12 protein-coding genes are annotated in these 15,435 nt (G+C 52.1%); 9 read left to right on the forward strand and 3 right to left on the reverse strand.

Going from position 1 to position 15,435, the window contains the following annotated elements; all coding sequences use genetic code 11:
* Positions 1-295: 295 nt before the first annotated feature.
* Positions 296-2,110, forward strand: coding sequence for a DNA mismatch repair endonuclease MutL (mutL, locus tag NHAL_RS16655; protein ID WP_013034309.1), 1,815 nt, complete (start codon positions 296-298; stop codon positions 2,108-2,110).
* Positions 2,111-2,157: 47 nt separating this feature from the next.
* On the opposite strand, the gene NHAL_RS16660 is transcribed toward mutL, so the two are convergent.
* The 3 genes from NHAL_RS16660 to NHAL_RS16665 form a co-directional block, all read right to left on the reverse strand.
* Entirely contained in the window at positions 2,158-4,878 is a 2,721-nt protein-coding gene (locus NHAL_RS16660; protein ID WP_013034310.1) for a bifunctional diguanylate cyclase/phosphodiesterase, read from the reverse strand.
* The gene (locus NHAL_RS22105; RefSeq protein WP_013034311.1) at positions 4,865-5,065 is read right to left on the reverse strand and encodes a hypothetical protein; all 201 of its coding nucleotides are present in this window, start codon (positions 5,063-5,065) and stop codon (positions 4,865-4,867) included. Before NHAL_RS22105 ends, NHAL_RS16660 begins: the two co-directional genes overlap by 14 nt.
* A 321-nt stretch (positions 5,066-5,386) precedes the next feature.
* Positions 5,387-6,289 carry a LysR family transcriptional regulator gene (locus tag NHAL_RS16665; protein WP_013034312.1) on the reverse strand — a complete coding sequence of 301 codons (903 nt, stop codon included), beginning with the start codon at positions 6,287-6,289 and terminating at the stop codon, positions 5,387-5,389.
* A 240-nt stretch (positions 6,290-6,529) separates the two neighbouring features.
* Between NHAL_RS16665 and NHAL_RS16670 the strand changes: the two genes are divergently transcribed.
* The 8 genes from NHAL_RS16670 to NHAL_RS16705 all read left to right on the forward strand — a co-directional run bounded on the left by NHAL_RS16670 (position 6,530) and on the right by NHAL_RS16705 (position 15,434).
* Positions 6,530-7,951: a form I ribulose bisphosphate carboxylase large subunit gene (locus NHAL_RS16670; RefSeq protein WP_013034313.1), complete on the forward strand. Its 1,422-nt coding sequence runs from the start codon at positions 6,530-6,532 to the stop codon at positions 7,949-7,951.
* A gap of 149 nt (positions 7,952-8,100) precedes the next feature.
* A complete protein-coding gene (locus tag NHAL_RS16675; protein WP_013034314.1) occupies positions 8,101-8,460 on the forward strand; it encodes a ribulose bisphosphate carboxylase small subunit in 360 nt (119 codons plus the stop codon).
* Positions 8,461-8,551: 91 nt separating this feature from the next.
* On the forward strand, positions 8,552-9,352 hold the full coding sequence (locus NHAL_RS16680) for a CbbQ/NirQ/NorQ/GpvN family protein (protein ID WP_013034315.1): 801 nt from the start codon (positions 8,552-8,554) through the stop codon (positions 9,350-9,352).
* Positions 9,353-9,416: 64 nt separating this feature from the next.
* Positions 9,417-11,765, forward strand: coding sequence for a nitric oxide reductase activation protein NorD (locus NHAL_RS16685; protein WP_013034316.1), 2,349 nt, complete (start codon positions 9,417-9,419; stop codon positions 11,763-11,765).
* 37 nt (positions 11,766-11,802) lie between these two features.
* The gene (locus NHAL_RS16690; RefSeq protein WP_041355139.1) at positions 11,803-12,072 is read left to right on the forward strand and encodes a hypothetical protein; all 270 of its coding nucleotides are present in this window, start codon (positions 11,803-11,805) and stop codon (positions 12,070-12,072) included.
* Between the two features lie 223 nt (positions 12,073-12,295).
* Positions 12,296-13,423 carry a TonB-dependent receptor plug domain-containing protein gene (locus NHAL_RS16695; RefSeq protein WP_041355141.1) on the forward strand — a complete coding sequence of 376 codons (1,128 nt, stop codon included), beginning with the start codon at positions 12,296-12,298 and terminating at the stop codon, positions 13,421-13,423.
* Entirely contained in the window at positions 13,344-13,715 is a 372-nt protein-coding gene (locus tag NHAL_RS21310; protein WP_157862591.1) for a hypothetical protein, read from the forward strand. Before NHAL_RS16695 ends, NHAL_RS21310 begins: the two co-directional genes overlap by 80 nt.
* A gap of 240 nt (positions 13,716-13,955) precedes the next feature.
* Positions 13,956-15,434: a ribulose-bisphosphate carboxylase large subunit gene (locus tag NHAL_RS16705; RefSeq protein ID WP_013034318.1), complete on the forward strand. Its 1,479-nt coding sequence runs from the start codon at positions 13,956-13,958 to the stop codon at positions 15,432-15,434.
* The last annotated feature ends 1 nt before the right edge of the window (position 15,435 follow it).

Consider the following 15,435-nt stretch of genomic DNA (forward strand, 5'->3'; position numbering starts at 1 on the left):
ATTACGGCTCTCCGTGCCCGAATAATTCACCGGCTGGCCACCCAGGCACCCCAAACAGAAAGAAAATGAGGAGGGGCGATAGAGGAGGTTTCGCTGCTTACTCTTATACTTTAATAGGTCATGTTTTAAATGGGGAGAATTTAACAAATGAAAGGGAGGCTAAGCCTATCCATTGCGGGCAATGACCTTGCCTAGGAATCTCTAATAAATAGTCCGTAGGCTGGATTAAGCGTCGCGTATCCGGCAAAACAATACTTGGAATCTCCAGATCTGGAAGATTAGCCTTTAAATAGACATGGTTGCTCCTTCCCTTCCCCGTATTCAACTTCTGCCCCCCGCCCTCGCTAATCAGATTGCCGCCGGCGAGGTAGTGGAACGCCCCGCTTCAGTGCTCAAGGAACTGGTGGAAAACGCCTTGGATGCCGGGGCGCAACGCATCGAGATCGAAAGTGAGGCAGGGGGAATTGGGCTCATCCGAGTCCGCGATGACGGTTGCGGTATTCATCCTGAGGATCTGTGCTTGGCCTTAAGTTCTCATGCAACCAGTAAAATCCGCCAGCAAGAACAATTACTCAACATCACCACCTTAGGCTTTCGCGGCGAAGCCTTGGCAAGCATTAGTGCGGTTTCCCACCTCAGCCTCAACTCCCGAGTGGTCAATGAGGAATACGGCTGGTGTCTTCGAGAAAATACAGCAGTCCAACCCGTGGCTCATCCTGTTGGCACTACCGTTGAAGTCCGTGATCTATTTTACAATACCCCCGCCCGGCGGCGCTTTCTGCGGGGGGAAAAAACGGAGTTTATGCACCTCCGTGCTACCCTAGAGCGGCTGGCCCTCAGCCACTTCGAGGTCAGCTTCCGGGTGAGCTATAACCGCCGCCCTCTTTTCACCTTGCCTTCCTGCCTCCGCTCCCCGGACCAGTTAAAACGGATCGCCAAGATCTGCGGGCAGGCTTTTACCGAGCACAGTTTATATTTCAAGCGGGAAATAGAGGGACTGCGCCTATGGGGCTGGTTAGGGCATCCAGAATTCTGCCGTAGCCAAACTAACCTCCAGTACTTCTACGTCAACCAGCGCATGGTTCGAGACCGGCTGTTAACTCACGCGACTCGCCAAGCCTATGGCAACCGCCTTCCTCCAGGACGCCACCCGGCCTATTTACTCTATCTGGAGTTGCCCCCTAGCCAAGTGGATGTTAATGCCCACCCCGCCAAAAATGAGGTCCGGTTTCGAGAAGCCCGACAAGTCCATGGTTTTGTTGTTCGCACCTTAACCGAGATACTAGAACAAGCTGAGTCAGAAGGGGCACCCAAGCCAACCGCTGATGCCCCCCTTTCAGGGGATGCACCTCACGGATCTCCTTTGGAGGTCCCCATTTGCTCTCAGCAAACCGGGCAGGCCCTTCAACCAAAGCCCCATGGCACTCCCCACAAAGGACGGCTTTACCCGGTGGCAGAAGCCGCGGAGCACTATAGCCCCCTCCCCAGGGGAAGTCGTATCCCTTCCCGCAAGGGAAACCACAATGAATCATCATTGCTTGGCCAAGCCCAGGCTTTGGTTCTCGGACGCTATCTGCTGGCAGAAAACCACCAAGGTTTAGTGCTCGTCGACCTTCCTGCAGCCCGCGCCCGCCTCGCCCAAGCGCGCCTGCGTGCTGCCTATGCCAGAGACCATATCACCCGACAACCTTTACTGCTTCCACTCACTTTCAAGGTCTCTCCGCAGCAGGCAGAGTGGACAGAACAACATGCCTCTGAACTATTAACACTCGGTTTCGGGTTACATCGGCTAGGGCCTAGCGTTGTTGTTCTTCGGGAAATACCCGCTTCTCTCCGAGAACTTAACTTAGAGCAGTGGCTGCCTGCCTTGCTTACCCGATTGACCGAGCAGCAACAAGAAAAGCTGGAAGAAACTCCATTAAAGGAAATCATTGTTAGCTTTACGGGGCGGTATCCAGCACCCACAATATCCCCTCCCTCCTTACAAGAAATGAATGTTCTTCTGCGAGAATTGGAAAAGCTTTATCAGAACGAGCCAGACCTTAAAAGCAAGCCTCCCTGGCACGCATTACCCAAGAACAAAATCGAAGAGTGGTTTGCTCCGGACTAGGCACTCCAAGGCGCACCGACTTTATTCCCCCTACTAGAATGGTGGGACTAAGCTAGCTTCCCCTCGGAACATGGAGCTTCGATAATATGTGGGGCCGGCCGACCGATATAGTAACCTTGGGCATAATCCACTCCATATTCGCGGAGTAATATCAAGGCCTCGGCATCTTCTACAAATTCCGCAATGGCTTTCTTGCCAAGACCTTTGGCAATCTCGCTTAGCGCCTTGACGAAAACCCGATCTTGATGGTTTTCAACTAATTGCCGGACGAACATACCATCAATTTTGACATAATCAACCGGCAACTGCTTAAGGTGGAAAAAAGAGGAAAAACCCACCCCAAAATCGTCCAAGGCAAATTGGCAGCCATGAGCTTTTATTTTATGCATCAGATTCGCCGCGGCCATCATATCGGCCACCGCTGCCGTCTCGGTCACCTCAAACATCAACGAAGAAGGATCAACACCGGTCGTTCTTAATAAATCTTCTAATATAGGCACCAATTCGGGATCATCTACTACCCGTCCTGAAAGATTAATAGACAGCGTCAACTTATACCCTTGGGACCACAATCTAGCTTGCTTGGTAATGGCCTTTTGCAACACCAAATGATCGATAGAATGGATCAAACCTGATTGCTCGGCCACCGGAATAAACTGGCCTGGAGAAATAATTCTGCCCCGAGGATCACGCATTCGTAGCAGAACTTCATAATGGCCTATGGTATTGGTACAGATATCCAATACCGGCTGGAAATAAAGCAAAAAGCGATCTTCCCGAAGCGCTTGCTCGATCTGCTCTTTCCAATAGACTCGATTCTGCATCCGTTCACGAACTCGCTCATCGCTCGAGAATAAATGCCACCCCCCTCTCCCTTCTTCCTTGGCCTGGTACATGGCTAAATCAGCGTTGGCCATGAGATCATGGACGGTAGTACCATGGAGCGGGAAAAGCGCAATACCAATACTGGCAGAGATGGAATGATTACGACCTCGAGCGGGAAATTCTAAGGTACCCAACTGGGCACGGACTTTTCTTGCCACTTGGACCGCGCCGTCAGCGTCACACTCGCGAATCACCACCGCAAATTCGTCTCCCCCTAGACGGGCGATGACATCACTCGCCCGAACGACTTGGCGTAGCTTGTCAGCCACCATTCGCAACAGAGCGTCTCCGGCTTGATGACCGCTGGTATCGTTAATATATTTGAATTGGTCGAGATCAAAATACAGCAGGCCGCCACTGTGCTTATAACGCTTGGAAGCCATGAGAATTTGCTCGAATTCACCTTGGAAACGGCGCCGATTAAATAATTCTGTCAAAGGATCATGATCCGCCAGCCAGGCCAGTTGCTGCTCTGCCTGCTCCCTTTCAGTCACATCATGCCCCACGCTAAGCACCACGGCATCACGGGGTGAACGGACCAGCAAGCGAGAGTGGAACCAAGAAATAGTACGCTGGCTGCCATCCCGGCACTGAAGCCCAGCATCTACGCGCACCTGCTCTCGGCGACCCAGCCGTAGCTCTTCTAATTCCTGGAGCACCTCGGGAGAAATTTTATCGCCCGCCAATAGTTCGTTAAAGGGTCGGCCTTCAATTTCATCGGCACTATAGCCTGTAATCACCAACCCTTGCCGGTTTAACATCACCACCCGCCCAGCGGCATTCTGGGTCAGAATGATGACCTGAGCCGTATTCAACAACCCGGTGACAAAGTCCCGCTCCCGCGCTAAATCATCCCCCCGCTCAGCTAAATTGCGGGTCCGCTCTCGTATCTGTGCCTGTAAGGCTTCTAGCTGATAGGATAAGGTGATGGCGGTGTTATTAAGGACATCGATTTCATCTCGACCCCAGAAGCGTCGAACCGATTGACCAAGGTGCGTCCGGACTTTCTCGAAAGCGTGCTCCGCCAAATAAGGCAGACTTAGGGCAACCCGTTGCAAACGAGCCATGGGTTTCCACAGCAAGAGCAACAACAGAATCTCGGAAACCAAGAGGCCGATCAAGCCACCGAGCAGGCTCTGCCGAGTCGCGACCCGAATATCAGCAAGGGCACTGGTCACATCACTAATGACCACTAACTGGGCCTGATTTTCTCCATCCGTTCCATTAATGGGTATCAGACGAACTTCATATTCCCGACCTGAATGGTGGTGCCACACATGTTGCTCCCCTACCGCGGCAAGGGAATGGTCTTCAGAAACCGAACGTAACACAAGCAAATTGCGCTCTGCATGGGTCAAGGCCGTCACCCGCATGTTCCATTCAGGCAACAATCGACTCGGCTCAATCCCTCCCCTCGGATATAATCGGCTAGCCGTAATGATACCGACATCATCGCCGGAGATTTGATGGAAGGCGAGTACCACATCGGCAAGAGAGCGGCCAAGCAACAAAACACCGGCGCGCTCATTATTGGCAAGCAAAGGAACCGCTACGTACTGGATGCATTTATCCTTACAATCTAGCCCGGTAACCGGTTGTTCCGTTTTATTGGCTGCATACACCCATTCCAAAACCTGACCCGTGTCGGCCCGCTGCTCCCAAGACACCAATAATTCATTTTCAGAAGAATAGAAACTCGCTATCTCGACCCCCCAGACCATTTGCAACAAGTGCCCATGCCGATTGAATATCGACTCAATCTGCCTAATCAAAGAGCCATCGTCACCATGGCCTCCCCGCAATAGCGGCACGATATCGGCAAGTTGTTCCATGCGCTGGTAAGAGTTTTTAATAAGCCCCTGAATTTTCTCAATATGATCCAACCTGAATTTTCTCAATATGATCCAAATAGACTTGCTCACGCTGCAAAGCAAATTGGCGTTGCAACCCTAAATAAGCAAGCCCCGCCAAAGACGCATTAATCGTGACCAGAACCAGACTAAACACCAAAACAGCCTTCCATTTAAGACTGAGGAAATGGGGGGTGGGGGCTTGTTCAGGATCTGACATCAATACTTTCCGCAGAAAATGCTACCTCCTCAAGCATCCATCGCCTTTTCCGCCAGAGTAAGGTCACCAGAGAGGAGAGGCCCTAAGGGATCACATCGAAGACGGATATTTTGCACTAAGCTCTTCAAGATCTCGGACACTTTAGTTTTTCTTTTAACGCTTTATTTTAAATCGGCAAGTTTTTAGAAAAATCTCTTCATTGGAATCAACGGACTATTGCCTTTGTCGAAGCAAGGGTAGCTTAACCCCCGAATTGACAAGACATTTTAACCCTTTTCACTCCATCCTAAGAGGGAGTACCAATAAAATTTCTGATTTTATTTAGGCGTTGCGCACCAACCCCTGGGCCTCTTCAGTGACCAAATCCTTGAAGGCCTGGTGCAGGGCGGTGAAGCGCTTGCTTTTTCGGTGCATAATGTACCAATGGCGCATAATAGGGAAGGAATCAACGTCTAGGATTACCAACCGCTGTAAAGCAATCTCCTTCTCCAACGTATGTTGAGAGACGATCCCCAGACCAAGCCCGGCCTGTACTGCCTGTTTGATGGCCTCGTTACTGCTAATTTCCATGCTAGAAGTAATCGTGGCTCCCAGATGGGCAAAGAAACGTTCCATCGCGATCCGGGTACCCGAGCCACGCTCACGCAGGATAAAAGTCTCTTGCTGCAATACGGTTAAGGGTACCCGCTGCCCTACCAGTGGATGTGCCGGCGGGGCAATAACAACCAGTGGATTATCCATGAAGGGCTCCGCTACCACCTCCAAACTCTCTGGAGGTTTTCCCATGATCACCATATCAACTGTATTTTCTTCCAAATGCCTCAACAAAGCTTCGCGGTTAGTCACATCGAGGCTAATATTGGCCCCAGGAAAACGCTGATGAAACCGACCCAGCAAATGGAGAGCAAAATAAGTGGCGGTAGTGGCTACAGCAATCGTAAGGGTACCCCGCCGACTTCCCTTTAGCTCCTCCAGAACATCCTCAACCTCACTTAGCTGCCGGGAAATCTGCTGGCTGTAATGGTAAAGCTCCTGACCTGCCTCGGTAAGGAAAATTTTTTTTCCCAGTTGCTCAAATAGCGCCAAACCCACGTTATCTTCCAATTGTTTGATCTGCATGGACACCGCCGGCTGACTCAGATGGAGTTCTTCTGCCGCCCGGGTATAGCTAAGGTGACGGGTCACTGCTTCAAACACATAAAGTTGACGAAGAGTTACATGCATGTTCATGCTCTCGAGAAATATTGATAAGCATTTTATTATGAGAATAATAAAAATTATTGAATATTAATTATATCGAAAGCTTACTATAATTATCGGGATTGTAAAATTGAAAGTCTGTTTTCGCCCATCATATTGAATTTTTGTATATAACCTGCCAGGGAACAGCACTCAACCCTGACGGAGCCCATTAAAGTTAAGTTCTGTCCTTACTAAAAACATAGAGGAGTAAAAAAGCTAATCATGGCGAAAAAAACTTATACCGCGGGCGTTAAAGAGTACCGCGAAACTTACTGGATGCCAGAATATACCCCAGCCGATACTGACATCCTGGCCTGTTTTAAGGTGACTCCACAGCCTGGGGTACCCCGTGAAGAAGCTGCCGCAGCGGTTGCCGCAGAAAGTTCCACCGGAACATGGACCACAGTATGGACCGATCTGCTCACCGATCTCGATTACTATAAAGGACGTGCCTACGCTATCGAGGACGTTCCCGGCGATGATGAATCCTTTTATGCCTTTATCGCCTATCCTATCGATCTGTTTGAAGAAGGTTCGGTAGTCAATGTATTTACTTCCCTGGTCGGTAATGTCTTTGGCTTTAAGGCCCTTCGCGCCCTGCGTCTGGAAGACGTCCGTTTTCCCATCGCCTATGTAAAGACCTGCGGCGGTCCACCCAATGGTATCCAAGTCGAGCGGGACAAAATGGACAAATATGGCCGTCCCCTACTGGGTTGTACCATCAAGCCGAAGCTGGGCCTCTCCGCCAAGAACTATGGCCGTGCCGTATACGAGTGCCTGCGCGGCGGCTTGGACTTCACCAAGGACGACGAAAATGTCAACTCCCAACCCTTCATGCGCTGGCGGCAACGGTTTGAGTTTGTCATGGAGGCTATTCACAAGGCGGAGGCCGAAACCGGCGAGCGCAAAGGCCATTATTTGAACGTCACCGCACCTACCCCGGAAGAAATGTACAAGCGGGCCGAATTCGCCAAGGAATTAAAAGCCCCCATCATCATGCACGACTATATCACCGGCGGCTTCTGCGCCAACACGGGCCTGGCCAACTGGTGCCGAGATAACGGGATGCTGCTGCACATCCACCGCGCCATGCACGCCGTACTCGATCGCCACCCCAAGCATGGCATCCACTTCCGGGTGTTGGCCAAAATTCTGCGCCTGTCCGGCGGCGACCACCTGCACTCCGGCACCGTCGTGGGCAAACTCGAAGGTGACCGGGCGGCAACCCTAGGCTGGATTGATATCATGCGGGATAAATTCATCAAGGAAGACCGCAGCCGCGGTATCTTCTTCGACCAGGATTGGGGCTCCATGCCTGGCGTCTTCCCGGTCGCTTCCGGCGGTATCCATGTCTGGCACATGCCCGCGTTGACCGCCATCTTCGGCGATGACTCGGTACTTCAGTTTGGTGGCGGCACTTTAGGTCACCCCTGGGGCAACGCAGCGGGTGCTGCGGCTAACCGCGTCTCTCTGGAAGCCTGCGTCGAGGCCCGCAACCAAGGCCGCCCGATAGAGAAGGAAGGCAAGGAAATCCTAACGACAGCGGCCAAAAACAGCCCCGAGCTCAAAGTCGCCATGGAAACTTGGAAGGAAATTAAATTCGAGTTTGACACCGTTGACAAACTAGACGTGGCCCACAAATAAGCGACCCCTTCCCAGCTTTCAATCAATGCTCTCGGCGGTCATTGCCTCTATCTAGCGGGCCGCTGAGAGTCCAGCCCCCCTGAGGCTATCCTATTCTGGGGGGCTGGTATATTTTTAGTGAAGCACTCAATATCAGAGGAAATATTTTAATGAGTGAGATGCACGATTATCAGTCCAGTTTGGGCGATCCCTCGAGCCGCAGGTTTGAGACCTTCTCCTACTTGCCGGAAATGGACACGGATCAGATTCGCAAACAGGTGGAATACATTGTCAGCAAGGGTTGGAATCCGGCCATAGAGCATACTGAGCCAGAGAATGCCTTCAGTTATTACTGGTATATGTGGAAACTGCCCATGTTCGGTGAAACGGACGTGGACACTATCTTGGCGGAAGCGGAAGCCTGCCACAAGGCCCATCCCACGCACCATGTGCGCCTGATTGGGTATGACAACTATAAGCAGTCCCAAGGCGCAGCCATGGTGATCTTCCGGGGCCCCATGAAAAACTGACTGTTCTGACCGAGCAGAAACAGGCCCCTGCCCGGTCTGCCGGCTAGGGGCTTTTTTCTGTCCCCTATCTACCTGTCTAAGGCGAAATAACATGAGCGATCGTGAGCAATTCCTCATTTCAGAAGAACCCTATTATCGTGAAGTCCATAAGGAAATCGAACTCTATGAGGCCGCCTATGCGGTGCGGATGCCTTTAATGTTGAAAGGCCCGACCGGCTGCGGCAAAACCCGCTTCATCGAATACATGGCTTGGAAGCTCGGGCGCCCCTTAATCACTGTGGCCTGTAACGAAGACATGACCGCCTCCGACTTGATAGGCCGCTTCTTGCTTGATGCTAACGGAACCCGCTGGCAAGACGGCCCCCTGACCACCGCCGCTCGAATTGGTGCTATCTGCTACCTTGACGAAGTGGTGGAGGCACGCCAAGACACCACCGTGGTCATTCATCCCTTAACCGATCATCGACGCACCCTGCTCTTGGACAAAAAAGGGGAGCTGATCTCCGCCCACCCAGATTTCCAACTGGTGATTTCTTATAATCCCGGCTACCAGAACCTGATGAAAGACCTCAAGCAGTCTACCAAGCAGCGCTTCGGGGCCCTTGATTTTGACTACCCGAGCGCTGACATTGAAAGCGAGATTATCGCCCATGAGACGGGGCTAGAGCAGGAGGCGGCTAGTAAGCTGGTTCAGATCGCCCACCGGGGTCGCAATCTAAAAGGCCACGGGCTGGACGAAGGGATCTCCACCCGCTTATTGGTGTATGCCGGACAGTTGGTCGCCAAAGGCATTGATCCTAAGGCAGCCTGCCAAATGACCCTGGTACGGCCCTTGACCGATGACCCTGATATGCGCGACACCTTGGACGCCGCCGTCAGCACCTTTTTTTAACAGCTTGAACCGCTATCTCGATCAATCTTTTGTCTCATCCGTCACTAAATAAAGCGCGACCCACATGAAGCTCTCCATAGAAGACTATCGCCAATACCTGGAGGATGCGGATCCCACCATCCACGATACTTTTGAGGCCAGCTTTGCCGAAGCGGCCCGATTGATGTCCCCCGCTGGGCTGCATAATTACCTGGAAGGGGCTCGAGCTCTAGTGCAGTTGGGACGGAGTTCGGATCTAGTCATCACCTATCTCCAGGAGATGCCTTTAGTCGTCAAAGAGGTCGGTGAAGAGATTATTCAAGACGTGGTCACTGGCGCCATGAAACTTTCCTCCATGACCAGTGGGGAAGTCATTGGACTGCTTTTCGCCAGCCTTCCCCTGGTGAGCCGTCGCCTTGGAGATGCGGAGTTGCTGCGGGGTTACCTCAGCCTTATCCACCAACTTTCCGCCAAAGCACCTCGGGGACTACGCCCCATGCTCGCTCACCTGGACCAGCTATTTGAAAAGTTGACTTTGGGTGGACTGCGACGCTGGGCCATGTGGGGCATCCAAGCCCATGGCCAGGACTTCAAGGCCCTCGCCGATTACTTCAATCTGGCCTCGGCAGATAGCTTAGCGGTGCTAAAACGGGAGCGCCGGGGAACCCTGTTCGTCGACTCCCACCGCAAGCTTAACTTTTATTTGCGCGCTTTATGGGGGCGGGATTTCTTTCTCCGTCCCACCTCCGGGGATTTTGAAACCCGCCAAGGCATGCCCGTATATATTGAACAACGGGTGATTCACCTACCTGACGCCTATGACGACTACGCGGAACTCCCGGGTGTTGAACTCTATCGGGCTGCCGCTGCCCATGCCGCTGCCCACTTGGTGTATATGACTCAGCCTATTTCAGCGGAGGCCCTCAGTCCAATCCAAATGTTCTTTATTGGGGTCTTTGAAGATGCCCGTATCGAACACCTGGCTATCCGCCAATTTCCCGGCCTCAAACAGCTTTGGTTGCAATTTCACCAGGCTAACCCCACAGAGGAAACCCAATCCAACGCTGATCCGGTGCTGGTGCGAGTTGAATGCCTGGCCCAAGCCCTCTTGGATGAAAACTATGAGGTCTCAGATCCCTGGGTAATGGCTGCCGCCACCGAGTTTCGGCAACGCTTTTTGGAGACCCCGGAAAACTCCCAAATCAGTTGGGATCTAGGAGTCACCTTCTATAACCGGTTAGCGGAAAATGCCGCCATTCCCAGCTTACGAGTCCTAGAGAGCCTGGATATCCCCTATCGGGATGATAACCGCTATATCTGGGCTTTTGCCGAGCAAGTTTGGCATGAAGCCGAGTATATTCCTGCCAGCCAGCGACAGGTCCGCAAGCAAGTCAATGTCATGGAAATGATCAATGAATTAGATTGCGAGCTGGCCGATGACGACGCCCAGGAAATCTGGACCCTGGAAAGTGAATTTTTCCGGGATGGAGACCCCATCGGGGTCAGCATTAACCAACTCGAAGGGAAAGAGCCGGTCAGCGAACCTTACCACTACCCGGAGTGGGATTATCAGGTCCAACTTCATCGGCCCGACTGGGTCACGGTACTAGAACGGCGCCAATCCAAAGGAAATCCCGATATTGTAGCCAACACCCTGCTTGAATACCGCCCGGTGGCCAACCGGCTGAAGCACATTATTGATGCGCTCCAGCCCCAAGGGGTTATCCGTCAGCGGCATCAAGAAGAAGGAGATGACATCGATATCAATGCCGCCATTCGGGCCATGGTGGATCTGCGCATGGGCATCACCCCGGATCTGCGGATCAACATCCGCTATCTGCGCAAGACCCGGGATCTGGCAGTGCTGGTGTTGTTGGATCTTTCCGAATCCACCAATGAAATCCTGCCGGGAACGGACCGTCCAGTACGACAACTGGCCCAGGAAGCCACCAGCCTTTTAGGCTGGGCTATCGATGGTTTGGGGGATCCTTTCGCTATTCATGGCTTTGCCTCCGATGGCCGCCATGATGTCCAGTACTACCGCTTCAAAGATTTTGATCAACCTTTCAATGATGACGCCAAAGCGCGCCTAGCGGGGATGCAAGGAGGCCTATCTACCCGGATGGGGGCCGCCCTCCGCCATGCCGGACATTACCTGCAACAGCAGCCTCAACAGAAAAAATTGCTGCTCTTGGTCTCTGACGGCGAGCCCTCCGACATCGATGTCCGAGATCCCCAATATCTACGCCAGGATACCAAGAAAGCCGTAGAAGAGCTCCACACCCACGGGGTAACGAGCTATTGCTTGACCCTTGATCCCGACGCCGATGCCTATGTCGCCCGCATTTTTGGCAACAATGGCTATACTATTATTGATCATGTGCAGCGTCTGCCGGAGAAATTACCGCTCCTATTTATGGGTTTAACCCGTTAGGGAGCAAACCCACTCACCCTGGTCTTACTTAGGACCTATGCCATCCATTGAGCCTTTGTCTACCCGCTACTTCATTGGCATCGATGATACCGATAACCGGGAGAGTCGCGGCACCGGTTATCGGGCCCGAACCCTAGGGGCTCAACTCGAGGAAAAAGGCCTGGCAATCCTAGAAGGAGTCACCCGCCACCAACTGTTGGTCAGCCCCGCCATTCCCTATACTTCCCATAACAGCGCCGCCTGCTACTCATACCAATTTAATCAAAGAATGCAATTTATTAAGACCTCAAGTGCTTGTTTAAGCTGAATTTATACAATGCAAAATTAGATGAAATTGGTATCAAAGACTTGGTTTTTTTGGGCTCGGGTGTTGTTTCTGCGCCCTTTTCTTTGGGACGGCAATAGCCACACCCCCTACCGAATTTGATGGCCAATTTGACCCGACCCTCATTCCCACAGAGCAAATCGCCGAGATTAAATTCACCACCGGCGCTAGTTCCGAATTATACGGCGAAGGCCCCATCGGCGCCGTGATTAACATTATCACCCGCAAGGGGGTGACAGGGTTGCGGGCAGTGCTTAGTGCCGAGCGGGAGGACGGCGATCACCACCGCGTATGGGGCCGCCTCAGTGGGGCCAAACAGGATACGGACTTCTTTATTAGCGTCAGCCATCAAAACCAACAGGGATTCCCGCTTTCCGACGACTTTGAACCCACCGCTCTTCAAGGCCAAGGACTGCGGGAAAACAGCGACCGGGAACGCGCTAATCTCTTTGCCAACCTGGGCTATCGCCCGAACCAAGACTGGCAACTGGGCCTGACCTTCAACCATACCCACGGCGAGCAGGGAGTTCCCCCTATCGTCATTGACGATAACAAAGATCCTTTCGCATCCAGACCCCGATTTGAACGGGTCGATGACTTGGAAGGCTACTCGGTTCAGCTAGCGGCCACCTTTGACCCTACGGTACCTTGGGCAGCCCGATCCTGGCTTTACTTCAATAGCCTGGATCAAGAAGAAAATCGATACGATGATAATCAATATAATACGATTACTGACCGGAACAATTTTCACAAAGAGAATACTAACCGGGTCATGGGCTTCCATGTCCAGCCCAGTTTTGAGTTTGGTCCCGAAGGCTTATTGTCTGTTGCTTTCGATGGCCGTCGCGAAAGCTTTGATGAAACGGGATTTATCCAGACCGCCCGTAATCGCAGCCAACCCCTTGCTCAAGATAATGAAGTCTTCGTCTATTCCGCAGCCTTGGAATACAGCTTCAAGCCCTTACCGAAGCTGGGATTAATCTTCAGTTATGGACATCACTGGCAGGCTCGGGAACAGGGCTCCAGCGATAACAGCAACAGCTTCATTACGGGCGCCTATTATGATCTTAGCCCTCAGACTCGATTCCGGGCCTCAGTATCCCGGAAAGTGCGGGTTCCCTCCATCCGCCAACTCTATGAGAGCATTTCCGGCGATCCCAATCTAAATTTTGAAACGGCTTACCTCTATGAAATCGGCGCCCGCTACCAGTTTAATTCTGCTAACTCCGTCGATCTCGTCCTTTCCTACACCGATGTGGAAGACTTCATCGAAAAAAAACCGCTTAACGGATCGCTTCGAAAACAACCAGGAATACCGTTTCCGGGGCATTGAACTGACCGGGGAAACCCGACCTTGGGAACGCCTGCGATTACGGGTCCGCTATACCCATTTAGACAACGAGGATCGCTCTTCCGGCAGTGAAATTGATGAGCTGCAATACCGGCCAGAAAACAAAGTTTCTTTCGAGGCGTTCACCGATTTCGGATATGGCTTCCAAGGATATTTGTCCCTCCTCCATGTGGCCGATCAATTCTTCTATTCTCGCCAGGAACCGGTTCAAAAAGCCCAATTGGACAACTTTACTCTGCCTCTCCAAAGCCATAAAACTAGCAGAGAGTCATAGGCACATTCGCATCATTATAAGTATTAACTTATCAAAATAATCAAAAGTATTGACTGTCATTATAAAAATAACCGTTATACTTTTTTAGGGTGAACACAAATTATGTTTTTGTTCACAGGGCTTAGTTCTCACTAGGAGACTTCCCTGTCTTGGTGAGCTCTAAAACATCCGCCTTTACTTTTACAAGCTAAATGAGTAAAGACGGAGGTGGACAGTCTAACTCTAAAGAGGAGCAATATAATGGGAAAATCAGAAACGATGGCTGAAGGGAAAGAGCGTTATAAATCCGGCGTTATCCCTTATAAAAAGATGGGTTATTGGGAACCTGACTACAAGCCCAAGGAAACCGACATCATCGCGATGTTTCGTATCACCCCGCAGGCCGGTGTCGATCCTGCGGAAGCCGCCGCCGCAGTAGCGGGCGAATCTTCTACCGCCACCTGGACGGTGGTGTGGACGGATCGCCTGACCGCCTGCGAACTCTACCGAGCCAAGGCCTACCGCGTAGACCCAGTACCCAACACCGGCGAAGGCACCAAAACCGAGGCGCAATATTTCGCCTATATTGCCTATGATCTGGATCTGTTCGAGCCGGGCTCCATCGCCAACTTGACCGCCTCAATCATCGGCAACGTGTTCGGTTTCAAAGCGGTCAAGGCACTACGTTTGGAAGACATGCACATCCCGGTAGCTTACCTAAAGACTTTCCAGGGACCAGCCACCGGTGTCATCGTGGAGCGGGAGCGTTTGGATAAATTCGGCCGCCCCTTACTCGGCGCCACCACCAAGCCTAAACTCGGCCTTTCCGGACGAAATTACGGTCGCGTAGTCTACGAGGCCCTGAAAGGCGGCCTGGACTTCGTCAAAGATGATGAGAATATCAATTCCCAGCCGTTTATGCACTGGCGTGATCGGTTCCTCTACTGCATGGAAGCGGTCAATAAGGCCTCTGCAGCTACCGGCGAAGTCAAGGGACATTACCTCAATGTGACTGCAGCCACCATGGAAGATATGTACGAGCGGGCTGAATTTGCTAAATCACTGGGTTCAGTCATCATCATGATTGACCTGGTGGTCGGCTACACCGCTATTCAATCCATGGCCAAATGGGCACGGAAGAATGACATGGTTCTGCACCTCCATCGCGCCGGCAACTCAACCTACTCCCGGCAAAAGAATCACGGCATGAACTTCCGTGTGATCTGTAAGTGGATGCGGATGGCCGGTGTCGATCATATCCATGCCGGTACCGTGGTGGGCAAGCTAGAGGGTGATCCCCTCATGATTAAAGGTTTCTACGACACTTTGCGGGAGCGGCACACTCCGACAAGTCTCGAGCATGGACTCTTCTTTGACCAAGATTGGGCATCCTTGAATAAGGTGATGCCGGTGGCCTCTGGTGGGATTCATGCGGGCCAAATGCATCAGTTACTGCACTATCTTGGCGAAGATGTGGTGTTGCAGTTTGGTGGTGGCACCATCGGTCACCCCCAAGGTATTCAAGCAGGCGCGACCGCCAACCGTGTGGCCCTTGAAGCGATGATCATGGCACGGAATGAGGGACGCGATTACATGAAGGAAGGTCCCCAAATCCTTGAGGATGCCGCCAAGTGGTGTTCGCCGCTCAAGGCTGCCCTCGATACTTGGAAAGATATCACCTTCAATTATGAATCGACCGATACCGCCGACTTCGTGCCGACGGCCACGACCAGCGTTTGAG

The organism is Nitrosococcus halophilus Nc 4 (genome assembly GCF_000024725.1).
In the GTDB taxonomy this organism is placed as follows: Bacteria; Pseudomonadota; Gammaproteobacteria; order Nitrosococcales; family Nitrosococcaceae; genus Nitrosococcus; species Nitrosococcus halophilus.

Coding starts and splice junctions, on each gene's coding strand:
- mutL (WP_013034309.1), top strand. CDS start 296: ATGGTTGCTCCTTCCCTTCCCCGTATTCAACTTCTGCCCCCCGCCCTC.
- NHAL_RS22105 (WP_013034311.1), bottom strand. CDS start 5,065: ATGTCAGATCCTGAACAAGCCCCCACCCCCCATTTCCTCAGTCTTAAA.
- NHAL_RS16665 (WP_013034312.1), bottom strand. CDS start 6,289: ATGCATGTAACTCTTCGTCAACTTTATGTGTTTGAAGCAGTGACCCGT.
- NHAL_RS16670 (WP_013034313.1), top strand. CDS start 6,530: ATGGCGAAAAAAACTTATACCGCGGGCGTTAAAGAGTACCGCGAAACT.
- NHAL_RS16675 (WP_013034314.1), top strand. CDS start 8,101: ATGAGTGAGATGCACGATTATCAGTCCAGTTTGGGCGATCCCTCGAGC.
- NHAL_RS16680 (WP_013034315.1), top strand. CDS start 8,552: ATGAGCGATCGTGAGCAATTCCTCATTTCAGAAGAACCCTATTATCGT.
- NHAL_RS16685 (WP_013034316.1), top strand. CDS start 9,417: ATGAAGCTCTCCATAGAAGACTATCGCCAATACCTGGAGGATGCGGAT.
- NHAL_RS16690 (WP_041355139.1), top strand. CDS start 11,803: ATGCCATCCATTGAGCCTTTGTCTACCCGCTACTTCATTGGCATCGAT.
- NHAL_RS21310 (WP_157862591.1), top strand. CDS start 13,344: ATGTGGAAGACTTCATCGAAAAAAAACCGCTTAACGGATCGCTTCGAA.
- NHAL_RS16705 (WP_013034318.1), top strand. CDS start 13,956: ATGGGAAAATCAGAAACGATGGCTGAAGGGAAAGAGCGTTATAAATCC.